This window comes from Sphaerisporangium sp. NBC_01403 (assembly GCF_045040145.1).
GTDB classification, from domain to species: domain Bacteria; phylum Actinomycetota; class Actinomycetes; order Streptosporangiales; family Streptosporangiaceae; genus Sphaerisporangium; species Sphaerisporangium viridialbum.
This window is the reverse complement of sequence record NZ_CP109534.1, coordinates 8,895,166-8,913,034: the sequence shown is the minus strand read 5'-3', so window position 1 is coordinate 8,913,034 and position 17,869 is coordinate 8,895,166. Positions and strand designations below refer to the sequence as shown.

Below are 17,869 nucleotides of genomic sequence, written 5' to 3'. Positions count from 1 at the left end.
TACGCCGGCCCGGACGCCCCTGTGCACATTTGGCGCCCGCTCACATGATCGGAACCGTACCGCGCCCGCTCCCGTGCTGCCAGGATGGAGGAACGCGTTGAATCACGGGGCAGGCGAGGAGACACGGTGGACGAGATGCGGTTACAGGTCGATGCGGGGCCCGGCTGCACCGCGGAACAGCTCGACCGCATGGTAGGGAGCCTCTACAAGGACCTGCGTGTGCTCGGTCTGTTCAACGTCAAGCGCGAACAGGCACCGCCGCCGACCGGAGCGATGGCAGGAGCCGGCTACCAGCTCGGGACGCTCGTGCTCAGCGGCATATTCTCCGCGGCGACGATGGGGGCGCTCGGCAAGGTCCTGACGGCGTACGTCGACCGGGCAAAGGCCCGCTCGGTGGAGTGGGAATTCGACGGCCACAAGGGATTGTTCACCGCCCTTTCCCGTGATGACCAGCGCCTTCTCGTCGAGGCGGTGGCCGCCAGGATCGCCGTCGCCCCCGCTGCGGCCGGTGACGAGGGCGTCCTGGAAGAGGCTGGAGCCTCCGCTGTGGCGGGTGACGAAGAGGGTGGGCGGGAGCCGGAGGGCGGCGATGGCGGGACGCCGGATCGCACTACTGGTCGCGACTGACGGTTACGTGGACCCGGGGCTGCACCAGCTCAGGGTCCCGGCACGTGGCGCGAGCCAGCTCGCGCAGCTTCTCAAGGACCCGGCCATCGGACGCTTCGACTTCGTGCGGGAGTTGTCCAACCGCCCCAAGGAGGAGCTGGAAGAGGCGATCGAGGAGTCCCTGTCCGACCGGTCGCCCGACGATCTCGTGCTGCTCTATCTCTCCTGCCACGGGATCCGGAACGACGCGGGCCGCCTCTTCTTCGCGACGATGGGCACTCAGCTGCGCCGCCCTCATACGACCGCGATCCCCGCCGCCTTCCTTCACCACCTGCTCGACGAGTGCGAAGCGCGTACCAAGATCGTGCTGCTGGACTGCTGCTACAGCGGCCTCTTCCATCGCGGCGGCGCGCCGATGTCCGCCGCGCCCGTGGATCTGGAGGAGGCACTGGCCGGGCGGGGGACGTTCATCATCACCGCGTCCACAGCCCTGGAATATGCCTACGAGGGCGATCAGCTCGCCTTCGACAACAGCCGCTCCGCCTCGCGTTTCACCGCCGCCGTGATCGAAGGGCTGAGCACGGGGCTCGCGGATGAGGACCGTGACGGAGTCATCACTCCGGAGAATCTCTACACCTACGTTCACCAGGTGGTGACCAGCCAGGGCGGCCCTGAGCAGACCCCCACCAAGTCGGGGCGGTGTGAGGGAAGCACGCCCCTGGCGTACGCGCCGAGGCCGGACGCCACGCGCCGAGGACCGTTCGGCCGCGTCACCGAAGTCGACGAGCTCATCCTCGGATCGCTTCTCCCGCCGCCTGTGCACACCCCGGAACGCGGCTTCATCTGCGACGCCTGGGAAGGCACGTCCCGGTTCGTGATCCCGATCGGCCGGCTCGAAGCGGGAGCCGGCGGTGACGCCATGCATGCGGACCTCTCCGGCCGGGACGGAAACGCGGCGGTCATCGGCCGGGTGGGCAGCGGCAAGACCACCATGCTGCGCACGCTGGTCACGGCACTCGCCCTGACGCACACCCCGCACGAGGCGGAGTTCCACCTCCTTGAGGGCGCGGTCAACCGGCTCGGCGTGCTGCGCGACATGCCGCACGTGAAGACGGTCGCCGCTCCACACGAGACGGACGCCGTCAACGGGACGTTCTCCGCGGTGTGGCAGGCCATCTCCGAACGCCGTGACCTCTTCCGCAGGTACGACATCGACTCGGTGGAGGAGTTCCGCCAGCTCCGTGCGGCGGACGGGCTGCCGGGCGGGGCGGCCGGAGATGTCTTCCTCGTGATCGACGGATGGCTGGACTTCCAGTGGGAGAGGGAAGGATTCGCCGCCGAGATCCACCGGCTGGCCAACACCGGGCTCAACTACGGAGTCCACCTGATCGTCTCGGCCCGGCGATGGAGCGACCTCGGTACCGGGCTCCCCGGACTGCTGGGCACCCGCATCGAACTGGCGCTGGAGGATCCGGCGGAGTCCCAGATCGACCCCACCCTCGCGGCCACCGTGGGGACCGGCTGGGGCCTGTGCCGGCGAAGGCGCTTCCGCTCGGCCGTCCCCCAGGTCGAGCAGTCCTCCGACCCCGCGACGGCCAAGCAGTCGCTGGCCGCGCTGTCCCTCCAGATGCGGGAGATGTGGGCCGGGGCGGAGCGGCGAGGCGCGGCGGCGTCCTCCCCGCTCCTCACCCCTGTCAGCCTCACCCAGCTACTGGAGCTGGGCGACGCATGGCGGGAACGCACGCTCCAGGAGCACCTCCGCGTCCCGATCGGCGTCGGCGCCGACGGCCGTTCCGTACTGCTCGATCTCAAGGGAGGGGCGCACGGGGGCATGGGCCCGCACGGCCTGTGCGTCGGCGCGGCCGGCTCGGGCAAGTCCGAGCTGCTGCGCACCCTGGTGCTGGCTCTCGCGGTCACGCATTCGTCCGAGACGGTCAACTTCGTGCTCTTCGACTTCCAAGGCGCCTTCGGAGACCTGTCTTCGCTGCCGCACGTCTCCGCCGTGATCGCCAACCTCGAGTCCGACCCGGCGATCGTGGACCGGATGCGCGAATCGATCACCGGCGAGCTGCTGCGGCGGCAGGACTTACTGCGGTCCGCGGGCAACTACCCGAACGCCCACGAGTACGAAAAGGCGCGAGCTGAAGGCGCGCCCCTGGAGCCGTTGCCCTCGCTGCTCGTCGTGATCGACGAGTTCAGCGAGCTCCTCACCGTCAAACCGGACTTCATGGACCTGCTACTCGAGATCGGCCGGGTCGGCAGGGCGCTGGGCGTGCACATGCTGCTGGCCACGCAGCGCCTGGAGGAGAGCCACCTGCGCGGGTTGAACACCCACCTGTCGTACCGCATCGGCCTGCGGACCTTCACGGCGGCGGAGTCACGGGCCGCACTGGGCGTGCCGGACGCCTACCAGCTGCCGTCCATACCGGGCTCCGGTCTTCTCCGGTCAGGCGCTGACGCCCCGGTCCGCTTCCGTACCGCGTACACCTCCGCGCCCGTCGGCTCGCCCGACGAGACGGCCCTCACCGCCATCACCAGGCTGCTGGAGGGCCGGGGGCCGGCCGCACGACAGGTGTGGCTGCCACCGCTCGACGCGCCACCCTCCCTGGACCAGTTGCTGCCCCCGCCGTCCGTCCAGCCGGATCGCGGCCTCATGGCCCGCCAGGCCGCCGTGCCACCGTTCAACCGGCTGACCGTCCCGCTGGGGATCATCGACAAGCCGGCCGAAGCACGCCGTGATCTCCTCCTCCAGGATTTCTCCGGCCCCTCCGCGAACCTGCTCGTCGTGGGTGCCCCCCGGTCCGGTAAGTCAGTGCTGCTGCGCACCCTCATCACGTCCTTCGCGGTCACGCACACACCTGACGAGGCGCGGTTCTACTGCCTGGACCTGGACCGCGGAGCACTCTCCCTGGTGGCGGACCTGCCGCACGTCGGCGGAGTGGCGAGCCGTCGCGATCCCGAGATGGTGCGCCGTACCGTGGCCGAGGTCGCCCGTGTGCTCAACGACCGGGCGGCTTCCCTGGAGCCCCACCCCGATGCGGCGGACAGTGGCGATCCGTGGGCCGACGTCTTCCTGGTCGTCCACGGCTGGAGCGTGCTGCGGCAGGAGTTCGAGCAGCTCGAACCGGTCATCACCGACATCGCCGCGCGCGGTCCCGACTATGGCGTGCACGTGGTCATCTCCGCGATCCGCAACTCCGAACTGCGGACCGCGCTTCTGGACTACCTGCCCGCCCGCCTGGAGCTGCGCCTCACCGACCCGAACGACTCCGCGATCGACCCCCGGGCCGCGGCGGACGTACCCCCGAGATCACCCGGGCGCGGCCTGACCCCGCAGAAACTGCACTTCCTCGCCGCACTGCCCCGCATTGACGGCTCCTCGGAATTCCAAGGACTGTCCGAAGCCACAACGGCCCTGGTCGCGGCGGTCAAGGAAGCATGGCAGGGCGCCCCTGCCCCGGAGGTGCGCTCGCTACCCAAGCTGCTTCCCGCCGAGGTCCTTCCGGCGGCATCCGATTCCGGTGTCGGCATCGGAATCGACGAGGCGAACTTCGCGCCGGTCTACGTGAACTTCGACACGGATCCGTTCTTCGTGGTGTTCGGCGAGTCCGAGTCCGGCAAGACTTCCCTGCTGCGGCTGATCTACGACCGCCTCGCGCGACGCTACCCGCCGGACCGGCTCCAGATCCTCTTCGGTGACTACCGCCGCTCGCACCTGGGAACGCTGCCCGAGAAGCACGTGCTCAGCCATGCGCTTTCGGCCGTGGACCTGACCGAATCCCTCCAGTCCGTCGGCACCGCCCTGGCCAAGCGCCTTCCGGGCCCCGACGTAACCCCGCGGCAGCTGGAGGAGCGGAGCTGGTGGACCGGACCGGACGTGCTGGTCGTCATCGACGACTACGAGCTGGTGGCATCGATGTCGGGCAATCCGCTCAGCGCGCTGATGGACTATCTCCCGGTCGCCCGTGACGTGGGACTGCGGATGGTCATCGCCCGTACGACGGCCGGGGCCGGCAGGTCCCTGTACGAGCCGGTCCTCCAGCGCCTGCGCGAGCTCGCGCAGGGTGTCGTACTGTCCGGCGACCGCTCCGAGGGCCAACTCCTCGGTCAGGTGGTCCCATCACCTCAGCCACCCGGCCGCGGCACCCTGATCACCCGCCGCCGCCCCGCCCAGCTCGTACAGCTCGGCTACTTGCCACGCTGACACCGGCGCGTTGAATGATCAATGCCGCGCGGCGCGGCGCGGGCGGGGTGCGGTGCGGGCGGCGGGATCCTCCGGCGCGAGGTCGGTGACGATCTGACAGGTGTCGGCGACCGGGTCCAGGCTCTGGGCACGGACGGCCAGCCGCTGAAGCAGCTCCCGGAACACCGCGCGGTCGGCCGGGTCCAGCGGGGCCAGGATGTGCTCCTCGGCGTGATCGAGCCTGACCTGGGTCCCCTCCCAGGTCGTACGGCCGCGCTCGGTGGCGACGATGCGCTTGTTGCGCCGGTCGGCGGGGTCGGGGCGGCGCTGGACCAGCCCCGCGTCTTCTAGATCGTCGACGAGGTAGGTCATGACGGTCTTGTCGATGCCGAGCCGCTGGGCAAGGGCGCCCTGACCGCCGGGCAGCTCCTGAGCGGCGGCGGCGAGCACCTGGTAGCCCCGCGGCCCGCCCGGCAGGTCGCGGAAGAGGGCGTTGGCGGACTTGACGTACGCCCGGAAGACCACCCCGAGGGTCCAGCCCAGGTCGGTGTCGAGGGCGTCCGGCGGCTCTGATCCAGCCGCCGGCGACGGCGGACGCACAGCGGACGAGGTCTCGGACATGACGCCAGCATAGCCGATCAGTGCGCGAATAGACCTTCTGTTTGACTATTCTTCTGCTTGACATACTATCTGCTCTGCATCGAAACCACTTTGATCGAGACCGCGGGACGTGACATGGCCGATTACGGGCATGAGTTGCTGTTCGGAACGTTCATCACCCCACAGGCGGACCAGGCGGATCGGGTCGTCGCCCTCGCCCAGCTCACCGAGCAGGTGGGCCTGGACCTGGTCACCATCCAGGACCATCCCTACCAGGCCCGGTTCCTGGACACCTGGACGCTGCTGTCGGTCATCGCCGCCAGCACCTCGACCCTGCGCGTCTCACCGAACGTGGCCAACCTGCCGTTGCGGCCGCCGGCCGTACTCGCCCGCAGCGTCGCCACACTCGACATCCTCAGCGGTGGAAGGGTCGAACTGGGCCTCGGCGCGGGAGCGTTCTGGGACGCCATCGCCGCGATGGGCGGACGCCGGCTCTCCCCGGCAGAGGGCGTCGATGCCCTGGAGGAGGCCATCCAGATCATCCGCGCGATCTGGTCGACCGACAGCAGGGCGGTCCGGGTGGACGGCAAGCACTACCGCGTGTGGGGCGCCCACCCCGGCCCCGCACCCGCGCACGATGTCGGCATCTGGGTGGGTTCGTATAAGAAGCGGATGCTGGGGCTCACCGGACGGCTCGCCGACGGATGGCTGCCCAGCAGCTCGTACGCCGGGCCCGACGCGCTGCCCGCGATGAACGCGGCGATCGACGAGGCCGCGCTGGAGGCGGGGCGTCAGCCGGCCGATGTGCGGCGGCTGTACAACATCGGCGGATCCTTCGCCGAGCGCGGGACCGGTTTCCTCAACGGGCCGGCGCACATGTGGGCCGAGCAGCTCGCCGAGCTCACCCTCACGCAGGGCATGAGCGGCTACATCGTGATGGGCGACGACCCGGACGTGATCCGCCGCTTCGCGGCGGAGGTCGCCCCGGCCGTACAGGAACTGGTGGCGGCCGAGCGTGCAGGGCGGACGAACCCGCAACCGGGCGACACCAATGACGATCAGCATCATGCCTCGCGGGGCGACACTCATGACGACCGAGAGCACGTCGCATCGGGCGACGCGCAGGGTGACCGGGACCACGGCGCTCGTAGTGATCGGGAACCTGCCCCACCGACCACCGCCTCGCCGACCTCGGGCACGCCCGTCCGGCCCGTCGTCCGCACCTCGGCGTTGGCCGCCGTGCCGACACCCGACGACGGCACCCGGCTCAGCGATGTGCAGGTCTGGGACGAGACGACCCGCCCGACCGGCCCGGCGCCCGATCCGAACCGCCAATACACCGCGCACGAACAGGCCTCAGGCGGGCACCTCATCGAGGTACATGATCATCTGCGGCAGGAGCTGCACAACGTCCGCCAGCTCGTCGAGCAGGTCGCGGCCGGCACGATGGATCCTGGGACCGCGCGATCCCAGATCAACGAGATGACCATGCGGCAGAACAACTGGACGCTCGGCGTCTACTGCCAGTCGTACTGCCGGGTGGTCACCACCCACCACACCCTCGAGGACATCAGCGTCTTCCCGCACCTACGCCACGCCATGCCCGAGCTCGCGCCGGTGGTCGACCGTCTTGAGCAGGAACATCACGCCATCCACGACGTTCTCGAAGGCGTCGACCGGGCGCTGGTCGCCCTGGTGACCGAGCCGGACGGGCTGAAGTCCCTCCGGGCCGCGGTGGACCTGCTCACCGACTCGCTGCTGTCCCACCTGTCGTACGAGGAACGTGAACTGGTCGAGCCACTCGCCCGCCTCGGCTTCTCCTGACCGCCCCCTGGCACAGGCTGGAGCAAGCGCCACAACCGCCCAGCTTCATGGTGCACGGGTGATCGGTGGTGGCGCCGTGGAGGAGGTCGTGCCAAGTTTCTCCGCCTCAGCGGGTGCGGACAGGACGAACCAGAGGACGCACTGGGGTCTCTCCTCGGTGAACCCCCAGCGGGAGGACAGCGCCCGGATCAGCCGGATCCCGCGTCCGGAAGACGCAAGGTCGCCGTCGGGGTTCGGGGGCATGCTCGGCACGGTCTCCGCGCCCTCGTCGGCGACATCGATTCGCACGTCGTCGCTCTCCTCGATCACCACCGTGACGCCGATCACCGAGGAATCGGTGTGCACGAGGGCGTTGGTGGCCGCCTCCGACAGCAGCAACGCCGCGTCGTCACAGCAGGGATGGCCGTCGAGGATCTTGCTCAGCCAGCGCCGGGCCTCGCCAACAGATGCCTCGGTGGCGGGGAAGGCAGCGGTCTCCGTCCGCCGGGTACGGGTGCTCATCGGGTCGGTCGTCCTTCGTATGAGGGAAGTCGAGGTCATGGCGTACGGCCCAACGGAACTGCCGGCCAGGGCGTCACTCGGTATCGGCATCCAGTCCGGGCGATGCCCGGCGGGGCGACCGCGGGCGGGTGGGTCACGCGGCCGGCGCGGCTGCGGTGTGCGGCCAGTGGTCGATCAGGGTGTCCTGCTCGGCCTGGCGCATCTGCTCTTTGAGCTCCTGCGCGGTGAAGGCCTCCACGATCAACGGGGCCGGGGTGGCGAACAGCGCCAGGGCGTAGAAGCGGCGGCTCCACGGTCCATAAAGGATCGTCCAGGCCGGTTCGAGCCGGTCGAGCAGTACGGCGGTGGCGCGGGCGCGCGGATCGGCGTGACCAGGCTCGACCCGTACATAGGGTCGCCCGATGGTGTGGCGGCCGGTCCGCTTGGCGCTACGGCGCCCGAACAGGCGCCACCCGCGTTTAAGCTGCGTCACGGGTCAGGATCACCTTCCTGATCAAGGGACCCGTACGGCGCTGCTTTCGCCTGCGGGTTCCCGCCATTTGGGGGGGTGCTACGGGCTGTAGCAGTGCCATCATGGACAGTGATCGAAGGTGGTAAAAGGGCAACGGCGTGGTCGGGAGTGGCCGCGCCGGACCACGATCACTAGGGGTGTCATGGCCGCAGACTCGATCGACCCGCACGCCTCCGCATGGCATCTGTTCGGCGCGGTCATGCGCCGCTGCCGGGAGGGGGAGCCCAAGATCGCTCTGCGCCGCGCGGCGGCCGACCTCTACATCGACTATTCCAACCTGGCCAAATGGGAACGCGGCGAGCGCACGCCGCCGGCTGAGATGGTTTCTCGCCTGGACGAGGTATACGGCGCGCGCGGGATTCTGACCGCCTTGTACGGCACCTTGATGCGCTTCAACGCCGCTGCCGAATCAGATCGGCTGCGCGCGGGTATGTGTTTGGAAAACCCCGCATATCGCAATGGAGATGACGATATGGAACGCCGGGCCGCCCTCCAGTTCCTCGGCACACTCGGCACGCTCGGCACACTCGGCAACCTTGGTACCTCCGGGGAACCTCTCCGCCAGCTCCTCGATCTGTCCCTGGGCCAGGCCCACCGCGCCCTCGAAGAGTGGGAACTGACCTGCGCCGACCACCTGCACGCCCTGCGCACCCGACCCCCCGCGCAGGTCGCCACCGACCTGCTCATCGACCTGCTCGCGGTACGGCGACAGCTGGACGCCGCCGCCCCCGCCGACGCGATCGAACTACAGCGGATCATGGCGGCGCTCTCTTCCGTCCACGCCAACGCGCTGACCCGCCTGGCTGATCACGGAGCCGCCATCCGCTGGTGGCGTACGGCACGCCAGGCCGCCGACGCCTCCGGTGACCTGGCACTGCGGCTGATGGTCCGGGGAGAGGAGGCGGGGCATGGCCTGTACGGCCAGCGCGACCCGGCGACCATCCTGCGCCTGGTAAACGGCGCCCAGCAGCTCGCTGGGGAGCCCACCGTCGACCTGCTGACCACCGAGGTGAAGGCCCTGTCAATGCTCGGCAGGCACGACGAGGCCCTCAAGACGCTAAACACTCTTCGCAAGACCGCGGACAAGGGCGTCACCGGGGACCGGTACGGCTTCTGGAGCCCATCGCAGATCCATTTCGCCGAAAGCTGGGTCTACGCCGCTACGGGCTATGAGGCGGCGGCCGACACCGCCCGGGAGAACGTACTGAAGATCACCCGGGACTACCAATACCGCGTCAACGTCCGGCTCCACGGGGCACTGTGCGCAGTCGTTCAAGGCGGCGTCGATGAAGGACTGCGCCAAGCGGCGACGGCGATCGACGCGCTCACACCCGCCTTCCGCAGCCAGCACATCATCGAAACCGGGCACATTGTGCTCCGCGCCGTACCCCGCGACGAGCAGGCTTGTCCCTCCGCCACCGAGTTCCGCAAGGTGCTGGCCCTCGAGCCCGCCAAAAGCGCCTGACGATAGGCGATTTACCAGGCCAGCCGATGTACCGCCGCACACAGGCAGGGGTCTCGTTCTGGGACGTCCGCCCGCCCTTGCTTCCGCTCCCCCTCCCTGAATTCCATTACTGCCGCAACGCCATCCCCAGGCGCTGGATGTCATCGTCGAGCGATCCCGGCCAGTGGCACCCCGAGATGGCGCAGGGCGAGAACGCGGTACAGCCGCCGTACGTCGCCCGCCATGTAGAGCAGGTGCCCGGCAGCCGAGCGCTCGGCGGGCCGTAATGTGACCCGCATCTCTCAGAATGCGGCGTTGTGCCGAGAAACGAGAAAGTGGTCGGCAACCGACTTGTAAGTGGTCTCTAAAGAATGGCGGACATGACGAACTTCTCCGCATTGCGCCTGCTCGCACCGGTCCGGCACGGTGCCGTCGCCTTCGCACTTGTCACGATCGCCGGATGTGGCCTCGCCGGTGGTGGGGCCAGGGGCGGTGACGTCGCTCCTCCTGCGCAGGTGACCAGCAGCGTGACCCCTGAGGCCAGCGCTGGGCCTGTCAGCACTCCCGTCCAGAGCCAAAGCACGGCCGTTCAGAGCGAAAGCACGCCCGCCCAGACCGAGACCGGCGAGAACGTCCAGGCCGCGGCGGCCGTCGAACCGGGTGGCGTCCTGGTCGACGGCAGCACGGCCTCGTCCGAGCTGACCCGTGCGGGACAGAAGGATAAGTTCACCCTGGACCTGGGCGACGCCAGGGAGTTCTACGTCACCGACATGCAAGGCGACGGTATCCAGTTACAGGTCTTCTCCGACATCGACGGCCAGCCGCTGGGCCCCTCCAGCGTCAGCCTCACCTTCGGCACCTCGATATTCAAACTGACCAAGGCGGGAAGCCACCGGCTGGAGGTCTGGGGCGACACGAACGTCGTGGGGCCGTACAGCTTCCGGATCGCGACCGTGAAGGTCCGCACCTTCCCGGCGGCGATCGGCCTGAAGATCGGTGAGGGCGCCCCCGCTGGGGCGGGGCGGTTGGACCCGCCCGGGCGGATCGACCGCTTCGAGTTCGACTCGGACGGCGCCACCGCCATCAAGGTCATCGGGGGTACGTGCACCGACCTCGAGGTGGAACTCTTCGACGCCGCCCAGAAGAGCGTCGCCAACGCCCGGCAGCCTTACCCGCTGTGCGGCAACGAGTTCGACCTAGCCCTATCAGGCGGAAACGGGCGCTACGCGCTGGTCGTCAGATCGCCTGCGGCGAAGACCGGGACGTATTCGTTCCAGATCGCGCGCGCTGGCTGAACGGTCAGGAGCGGTGCAAGCTCCCGCGATATTCCAGCGAGCTTGCGCCCTCCTGCCCCACGTACTCCAAGGTCTCGGGATCCTTCAGCGTGAGGGTCACGTCTCCGCCAGCGCACAGATCCCGCTGCTCCACCCTCAGCTGGAGCACGGAGCCGCTCGTGATCCTGGTCAGCGTGGCCTCCTGCCGGCAATCACTGCGCGCCCACATCGCGGTGGGCTGTCCTTCCTTCAAGATGATCGTCAGGCTCGCCTGGTCCTTGCGGCCGTCCTGCGATTCGACCTGTCCCGCCCAGGTTCCCGCGAAGCCCGCGGGGATTCCGCCGGCCCGGGCGGGAGGCGGAGTCGACGTCGGTCCAGACGTCGGTCCAGACGTCGGTCCAGACGTCGGTCCAGACGTCGGTTCCCGGCCGGCGGTCGTATCAGATGCCGCCTGACTGGGCACCTGCGACCCTCCTGCGGTCGCCGCCGGAGCCGAGGACGATCCGGACGTCGGTCCCCGGCCAAGGGTCGTACCAGATGCCGCCTGACCGGGAGCCTGCCCTCCCTCGGTCGAGTGGCCGAGCGTCCCCGTCGCGTACAGCACGCCGACCGTGGCGACCGCCACCAGGGCCGCGGCCGCGACGGCGATCACCGGCATGGCGGGGCGGCGCCTCACCCTCCGAGGGCCCTCCTCGCGGTACGGCGTCGCCGGATATGCCGCATCACGTCCTGAGGACACCGTGTCACGTACGGTGGTACCGGCGCCGCCGGTAGCCCCCCCTGCGGGGTAGGGTGCCGTGAGCCCAAGCGCGGGGGCCGCGCCACGTGCGGGTTCAGGCGGCGCACCGGACGGGTAGAGCGGCGAGGGATGCGTTCTGGTGGGGTCGGCCGGGAGCAACTTGGTCGTGCCAGATCCTGGTGCGACCGTGACCTGACCGGCCGGGCTGCGGCCGGGCCAGTCAGGAGGGACGTACGCGCTGGGGACCGGGCCGACCTCAGGGACTGAGACGGTCGAGGCTCCGGGGTCGACCAAGCGGACCAGAAGCGACCGGGCGGAAGGGCGTACTTGGGGATCCTTGGACAGGCAGGTGGCCAGGGTCGCGAACAGGCTCTCGGGAACGCCGGAGAGGTCGGGGTCCTGGCTGAGGATGCGGTTGAAGACCGCGGCGACCGTGTCGCTGCCGAACGGTGCCCGCCCGGTCGCCGCGTAGACGATGGTCGCGGCCCAGGCGAACACATCGGCCGCGGGAGACGCGTGCACTCCCTTGAGCTGCTCGGGCGCCATGTAGGGCGGGGTGCCTGACAGCGCCGAAGGCGCCGTATTGGCGTCGAGCGGCCGGGCGATGCCGAAATCGACCACCCGCGGCCCGTCCGGGCCGAGCAGCACGTTGGCCGGCTTGAAGTCCCGATGGACGACCCCGGCGCCATGAATGGCCGCGAGGGCGGAAGCCGTGCCGACTGCCAGCCGCTCAAGGTCGCCGTCCCGCAGGGGACCGCCGAAACGCACCCGCTCCTGCAGCGAGGGGCCCGCGACGAACTCGCTCACCACATAGGGGTCCGCCCGGTCGAGCTCGGCTGCCAGCACTCGGGCTGTGCAGAAGGGAGCCACCCGGCGAGCGGACTCCAGCTCCCTGGCCAGCCGGCGGCGGGTATCGGGATCCGTGCCGCCCTTGAGGACCTTGATGGCCACACGGTCGCCGGACGCGCTCAGTCCCTCGTAGACGATCCCCTGCCCGCCCTCGCCCAGGCGCCCCACGACCTGGAACACTCCCAACGCGCGGGGGTCTCCCGGCTCCAGTGGGCCAGCGGCCATGAGCTCCTCCATGCACATTGGCGCGAGCTCCAAGCGTAGCGACGCGAAGCCCGGGCCACTACGGTCCTTCGTCGCGACGTGAGGTCGAGGAGCTCGCGAGAACGCCCGTTGGCGAGCCCCTCTGTATATCCATGATCGACCTCATGGCCCGTCGCCTCACCGGCGAATCCACCCCAACCTGGCGAGGCGCCTGAACCCGAACCAGACGGACCTCACGGAATCTAACGCCCCTCTCATCAGAAGACGCTCGCGCCGACCCGTTCCGCCAGTGCTCGCAGGCCCATCTCCGTCGCCGATCCTTTCGGGGCCGTGTACGTGCACAGGTGCTGGCCCGGATCGGTCGGCAACGCGAACGCCTCGTACGTCAGCACCAGCTCGCCCACTTCCGGGTTGAGGATGCGCTTCGTACCGCGACTCCGTTCCCGCACCGCCTGCGCGTCCCAGTAGTGCCGGAACTCCTCGCTCTCCTCCCGCAGATCACAGACGACACGCCGCACCCGGGACTCGTCCTCGCGGCGCCCGATCTGCGCGCGGACGCTGGCCACGGTCGCTTCCGCCTCCCGCTCCCATTCGGGATGCAGCGCCTTGGCCTCGGGATGCAGGAAGATCAGCCGGGCGGAGTTCAGCTCCGCCTCCGGGAGAGCGTCGAAGTCGAACGAGATCCGGCCGGCGATCCGGTTCCAGGCCAGCATGTCCATGCCCGGGCCGTAGACGATGGCGGGGACCGTGTCCTCCATCGCGTCCAGCAGCTCCTGGATCTGCGGCCGCACTCGCGGCCGGGGGCCCCTGCCCGCATCGCAGACGTCGGCGTCGGCACCGGGCCGCCGCCGAGCCTGCGTGATGTTGCGCAGGTACGTGTGCTCATCGGGTGTCAGCCGCAACGCCCGCGCGATCGCGTCGACCACCGCGTCGGAGACGGCGTGCGCGCGGCCCTGCTCGATGCGGGTGTAGTAGTCGACGCTCACCCCGGCAAGCTGGGCGACCTCCTCGCGGCGCAGGCCGCGTACCCGACGCCGGGCGAGCCCGTTCGGCAGGCCCAGCGCGGCGGCGTCCAGCGCGGCCCGCCGCGCCTTCAGGAATGGCGTGATCTCGTCCTCGGCATGGCCCATGCCCGCCATTATGCGTCGGCGGGCAATTTAGGGGGTTCTGCCAGACCCAGGTTAGGCCGGGCCTGGTACCGGACCCGCTCGGAGCGGAGGCTGGGTCCGTATCCACGAAATGATCCGCAGGAGGCAGTACCTCATGAAGCGCAGGATCCTCGGCGGGACCGGCATCTCGGTCAGCCAGTACGCGCTCGGCGCGATGATGTTCGGCGCCATCGCCAACAAGAACGACGACGAGTGCGTACGTATCATCCACCGCGCCCTCGACGCTGGTATCAACTTCGTCGACACCGCCGACATCTATTCCCAGGGAGAGTCGGAGGAGATCGTCGGCAAGGCGCTCAAGGGCCGCCGTGACGACGTCGTCCTGGCGACCAAGGCCCATGGTTCGATGGGCCCGGACGCCAACCACAGCGGGAACTCCCGGCGCTGGCTCGTCCGCGAGGTCGAGAACAGCCTGCGCCGCCTCGGCACCGACCACATCGACCTGTACCAGATCCACCGCCCCGACCCGGCCACGGACATCGACGAGACCCTCTCCGCCCTCACCGACCTGGTACGGGCCGGCAAGGTCCGGGCCGTGGGCAGCTCCACCTTCCCGGCGGAGCAGATCGTCGAGGCGCAGTGGGTCTCCGAGCGGCGCGGCCACGTCCGCTTCCGCACCGAGCAGCCGCCGTACTCGATCCTGGCGCGCGGTGTGGAGGCGGCGGTGCTGCCCACCACGCAGAAGTACGGGATGGGCGTGCTGACCTGGGGCCCGCTGTCGGCCGGCTGGCTGTCCGGCCGCTACACGCAGGCGGCCGACATCGACCTGACGGGCACCGGTCGCGCGGCCTTCGAGCGGCACAAGTTCGACCCGTCGCTGCCCGAGAACGCGCGCAAGCTCCAGGCCGTCGGCGAGCTGACGAAGCTCGCGGCGGAGGCCGGCCTGTCACTGCCGCACCTGGCCGTCGGATTCGTCCTGGCCCACCCCGCCATCACCTCGGTGATCATCGGGCCACGCACCATGGACCAGCTCGACGACCTGCTGGCCGGCGCGGACACGGTACTGAGCGAGGACGTACTGGACCGCATCGACGAGATCGTCCCCCCGGGCACCGACCTCAACCGAGCGGACAGCTACTACGTACCACCGGCCCTGGCGGACAAGACACTGCGCCGGCGGGCCGGGAGCAGATAACGCGGGCACCTCCCGTCACAGCGACAAGGAAATTCGTCTTGACGAAATTTATTGTCGGTGAAAGAGTAGGGGTACACGAGCAGAGAGAGGCGCGGACCAGTCATGAGGAAGATCGTTGCGGGGCTGTTCATCTCGCTGGACGGCGTGGTAGAGGCGCCCGCTGAGTGGCACTTCCCGTACTTCAGCGACGACATGGGCGAGGTGGTCGGCGGCCAGATGGCAGAGTCGGACACGATGCTGCTGGGCCGTCGCACGTACCAGGAGTTCGCTGAATACTGGCCGCACCAGAGCAGTGACGAGCCGCCGGCCGACTACATGAACGGGGCGCAGAAGGTCGTCGTCTCCACCACGCTCGACAAGGGGACGTGGGAACCCACCACGATCATCAGTGGGGACGTGAACGCTCAGCTCACCGCGCTCAAGGCACAGCCCGGCAAGGACATCTCCATCACGGGCAGCCCGACCCTGGTGCGCACGCTCCTGCGCGACGGCGTGCTCGACGAACTGCGGCTGCTGCTGCACCCGATCGTGGTCGGCAAGGGTCAACGGCTGTTCGACGGAGCGGCCGAAACGACCGGGCTCACACTGGTGAGTTCGCGCACCATCGCCAACGGCGTGCTGTACCTGGTGTACGCGCCGGCACCGACCCCGGCACCGTAGCCCCCCGGGACCTGGCGCGAGGGGCACCCGGAGTAGTCGCCGACGCGCTCAACCATGCGCGAGACGATCCAGGGCGCCCCGCCAGCGCTGGTCACAACGGCATCAGCGCAGCCGCAGGCCGAGCCACCACCAGCCGCGGCCCGGCAGATGGATCACCAACACAGGGCACCGCGTCTTCCAAGCTGGTTGCGCCTCTGTGGCCAAATGAGGTCTGCTATAGCCATTCAGGCAAAGATCATCCCCGCACGGCCGATTTGGTACTTTGGCACGGTGCCGACCGGTGAACGTCCTCTAGCAGCCGAGGAACGAGCCGTGATCCTGGCCCTCCTTGGGCAGGATTTCCCTGGTGTAGACGAACTTCGGGCTCAGGTCTCTTCGGCAGTCGTGACCGGACAGTGCAAATGCGGATGCGCGACGGTGGACCTTGACGTGGGAAGCAGACCCCACGCGGTCGCCGACCCGGTACAAGACAGGGTTCTGATCTCCGCCAACGTGCGCGGGCGCAATGACGGCGTCCTGCTCTTCGTCGCGGGCGGTCGTCTTTCCTGCTTGGAGGTCTACTCCGTCGAGGACGAGCCGGCCCCGCTCCCACATCCTGAAGATCTTGTCGTCGACCCGCCGAACTCATGGACGTAATCTCCGCCAATTCGAGATGACCTTTAGGTAATCGTCGAACGCCATCCACGAGGCCGGAGGATGCGACCGGTCCTCGTATCGGCGGGGCACTCGTTTTCGGCCATGTCATTATCAGCTTTTCGAACGTTCGGCCACTGTATCGGCTGTGGCTAGCATAGTAGTTTTCTTCAATGCTTAAATCATGTAATGCGGGCTGGGCAGCCGTCCTACGGCGCAAGGCCGTTTGGTCAGCCGTCGCCGGAGTCATCGCTGCCGGGTCGCCGGTCGCACTCGGTTCGTCATTCGCGTACGCGTCGGATTCGCGAACGCCCGCCAATGCCGTCATTGTCTGGGACAGCAACGCCCAGACAGCGATCTGGGACATTGCCGGTCAGCAGCCGCAGGTCCAGGCGCGCAGCTTCGCGATGGTGCACGGAGCAATTTACGACGCGGTGAACGCGATCGCCCGCACTCCCTACCAGCCGTACCTGATCGCACCGGCCGCCAATGGAACCGAGTCGACGAACGCCGCCGTCGCGACCGCGGGCTTCCGTGTGCTGAACGCGCTGTTCCCGGATCAGCAGGTGAGGTTGAAGACGCAGTACGACGAGTCGCTGGCCGCGATTCCCGACGGTACCGCCAAGCAGCGCGGGATCACCGTGGGCACTCAGGCGGCCGATGCGATGATCGCCGCGCGGCAGGACGACGGAGCGTTCGGAAGCCAGACCTGGACCGTCGGCACCCAGCCTGGTCAGTGGCGACCGACGCCTCCCACTTTCACCTTCGACGGGGCATGGGTCGGGTACCTCAAACCGTTCCTCATCCCCAGCGCGTCCATGTTCCGCACGTCCGGCCCGCCATCGCTCACCAGCGACCGGTACACCCGGGACTTCAACGAGGTCAAGGCGATCGGTTCGGCAACCAGCACGATCAGGACGGCCGACCAGACGCAAGCCGCGATCTGGTGGCATGATCGGCATCTGGCCGAGTGGGAGATCAAGCGCCAGCTTGCGACGACGCAGCGACTGAGCACACTCCAGACGGCGCGGATGTTCGCCATGGTCGATCTGGCCGAAGCCGATGCCACGACCGCCTGCTACAACGAGAAGGCAGCGTGGAGCTTCTGGCGGCCGATCACGGCGATCCAGCTGGCCGACACCGACGGCAACCCGAAGACGGTCGGCGACCCCGACTGGATGCCGTTGCTCGTTACGCCGCCGCACCCCGACTTCACGTCCGGACATACCTGTTTCACCGCGGCGAGCATGTCGGCGTTGGCGTACTTCTTCGGTCGGGACGACATCTCCTTCAGCGGGTACAGCGCCGCCTCGGGCACCACCAGGTACTTCCGCGGCTTTTCGCAGGCGCTCGCCGAGGTCATCAACGCCCGCGTCTGGGGCGGCATCCATACCCGCACGGCCGACCTGCAGGGCGCGAAGATCGGCGGACAGGTCACCGCCTACATGGTCGCGCACTACTTCAAGCCGAAGAGGTAACGACCCGGCACCGCATCACCGGCCGAGCGTCGACCAGACGCTCGGGCCGAATTTTGTCA

The 17,869-nt window shown here is 68.8% G+C and carries 15 protein-coding genes; 9 read left to right on the top strand and 6 right to left on the bottom strand.

What is annotated here, in order from left to right; translation table 11 throughout:
- Window positions 1-126: 126 nt before the first annotated feature.
- Window positions 127-627: a hypothetical protein gene (locus OG589_RS40195; protein WP_405143892.1), complete on the top strand. Its 501-nt coding sequence runs from the start codon at window positions 127-129 to the stop codon at window positions 625-627.
- Window positions 590-4,810 (top strand): type VII secretion protein EccCb, encoded by a 4,221-nt coding sequence (gene eccCb / locus OG589_RS40190; protein WP_405143891.1) that lies wholly within the window; start codon window positions 590-592, stop codon window positions 4,808-4,810. The genes OG589_RS40195 and eccCb overlap by 38 nt, the downstream gene beginning before the upstream one ends.
- Window positions 4,811-4,828: 18 nt before the next feature.
- Here eccCb and OG589_RS40185 read toward each other — a convergent pair whose 3' ends face one another.
- Entirely contained in the window at window positions 4,829-5,410 is a 582-nt protein-coding gene (locus tag OG589_RS40185; protein WP_405143890.1) for a MarR family winged helix-turn-helix transcriptional regulator, read from the bottom strand.
- A gap of 57 nt (window positions 5,411-5,467) precedes the next feature.
- On the opposite strand from OG589_RS40185, the gene OG589_RS40180 reads away from it, so the two are divergent.
- Window positions 5,468-7,213 carry an LLM class flavin-dependent oxidoreductase gene (locus OG589_RS40180; RefSeq protein WP_405143888.1) on the top strand — a complete coding sequence of 582 codons (1,746 nt, stop codon included), beginning with the start codon at window positions 5,468-5,470 and terminating at the stop codon, window positions 7,211-7,213.
- Between the two features lie 45 nt (window positions 7,214-7,258).
- On the opposite strand, the gene OG589_RS40175 is transcribed toward OG589_RS40180, so the two are convergent.
- Together OG589_RS40175 and OG589_RS40170 are read right to left on the bottom strand one after the other, a co-directional pair.
- Entirely contained in the window at window positions 7,259-7,714 is a 456-nt protein-coding gene (locus tag OG589_RS40175) for an ATP-binding protein (RefSeq protein WP_405143887.1), read from the bottom strand.
- Between the two features lie 133 nt (window positions 7,715-7,847).
- The gene (locus OG589_RS40170) at window positions 7,848-8,186 is read right to left on the bottom strand and encodes a hypothetical protein (protein ID WP_405143885.1); all 339 of its coding nucleotides are present in this window, start codon (window positions 8,184-8,186) and stop codon (window positions 7,848-7,850) included.
- A gap of 181 nt (window positions 8,187-8,367) precedes the next feature.
- Between OG589_RS40170 and OG589_RS40165 the strand changes: the two genes are divergently transcribed.
- Window positions 8,368-9,690, top strand: coding sequence for a hypothetical protein (locus OG589_RS40165; RefSeq protein ID WP_405143884.1), 1,323 nt, complete (start codon window positions 8,368-8,370; stop codon window positions 9,688-9,690).
- Window positions 9,691-9,830: 140 nt separating this feature from the next.
- Here the strand turns inward: OG589_RS40165 and OG589_RS40160 are convergent, their stop codons facing one another.
- Window positions 9,831-9,968 carry a MerR family transcriptional regulator gene (locus OG589_RS40160; protein WP_405143882.1) on the bottom strand — a complete coding sequence of 46 codons (138 nt, stop codon included), beginning with the start codon at window positions 9,966-9,968 and terminating at the stop codon, window positions 9,831-9,833.
- Window positions 9,969-10,049: 81 nt separating this feature from the next.
- On the opposite strand from OG589_RS40160, the gene OG589_RS40155 reads away from it, so the two are divergent.
- Window positions 10,050-10,964: a hypothetical protein gene (locus OG589_RS40155; protein WP_405143880.1), complete on the top strand. Its 915-nt coding sequence runs from the start codon at window positions 10,050-10,052 to the stop codon at window positions 10,962-10,964.
- A gap of 4 nt (window positions 10,965-10,968) precedes the next feature.
- Here OG589_RS40155 and OG589_RS40150 read toward each other — a convergent pair whose 3' ends face one another.
- Together OG589_RS40150 and OG589_RS40145 are read right to left on the bottom strand one after the other, a co-directional pair.
- Window positions 10,969-12,756 (bottom strand): protein kinase domain-containing protein, encoded by a 1,788-nt coding sequence (locus OG589_RS40150; RefSeq protein WP_405143879.1) that lies wholly within the window; start codon window positions 12,754-12,756, stop codon window positions 10,969-10,971.
- Window positions 12,757-12,992: 236 nt separating this feature from the next.
- Complete coding sequence (locus OG589_RS40145; RefSeq protein WP_405143878.1) at window positions 12,993-13,865, bottom strand: helix-turn-helix transcriptional regulator; 873 nt, start codon at window positions 13,863-13,865, stop codon at window positions 12,993-12,995.
- A 133-nt stretch (window positions 13,866-13,998) separates the two neighbouring features.
- Here OG589_RS40145 and OG589_RS40140 point away from each other — a divergent pair, with 133 nt between their 5' ends.
- From OG589_RS40140 to OG589_RS40125, 4 genes are all read left to right on the top strand, one after another.
- Window positions 13,999-15,039, top strand: a complete 1,041-nt coding sequence (locus OG589_RS40140) for an aldo/keto reductase (RefSeq protein WP_405143876.1) — start codon at window positions 13,999-14,001, stop codon at window positions 15,037-15,039.
- Window positions 15,040-15,141: 102 nt separating this feature from the next.
- Entirely contained in the window at window positions 15,142-15,699 is a 558-nt protein-coding gene (locus tag OG589_RS40135) for a dihydrofolate reductase family protein (RefSeq protein ID WP_405143874.1), read from the top strand.
- A 429-nt stretch (window positions 15,700-16,128) separates the two neighbouring features.
- Window positions 16,129-16,335 carry a hypothetical protein gene (locus OG589_RS40130; protein WP_405143873.1) on the top strand — a complete coding sequence of 69 codons (207 nt, stop codon included), beginning with the start codon at window positions 16,129-16,131 and terminating at the stop codon, window positions 16,333-16,335.
- A 170-nt stretch (window positions 16,336-16,505) separates the two neighbouring features.
- Complete coding sequence (locus OG589_RS40125) at window positions 16,506-17,810, top strand: phosphatase PAP2 family protein (protein WP_405143871.1); 1,305 nt, start codon at window positions 16,506-16,508, stop codon at window positions 17,808-17,810.
- Window positions 17,811-17,869: the final 59 nt, after the last annotated feature.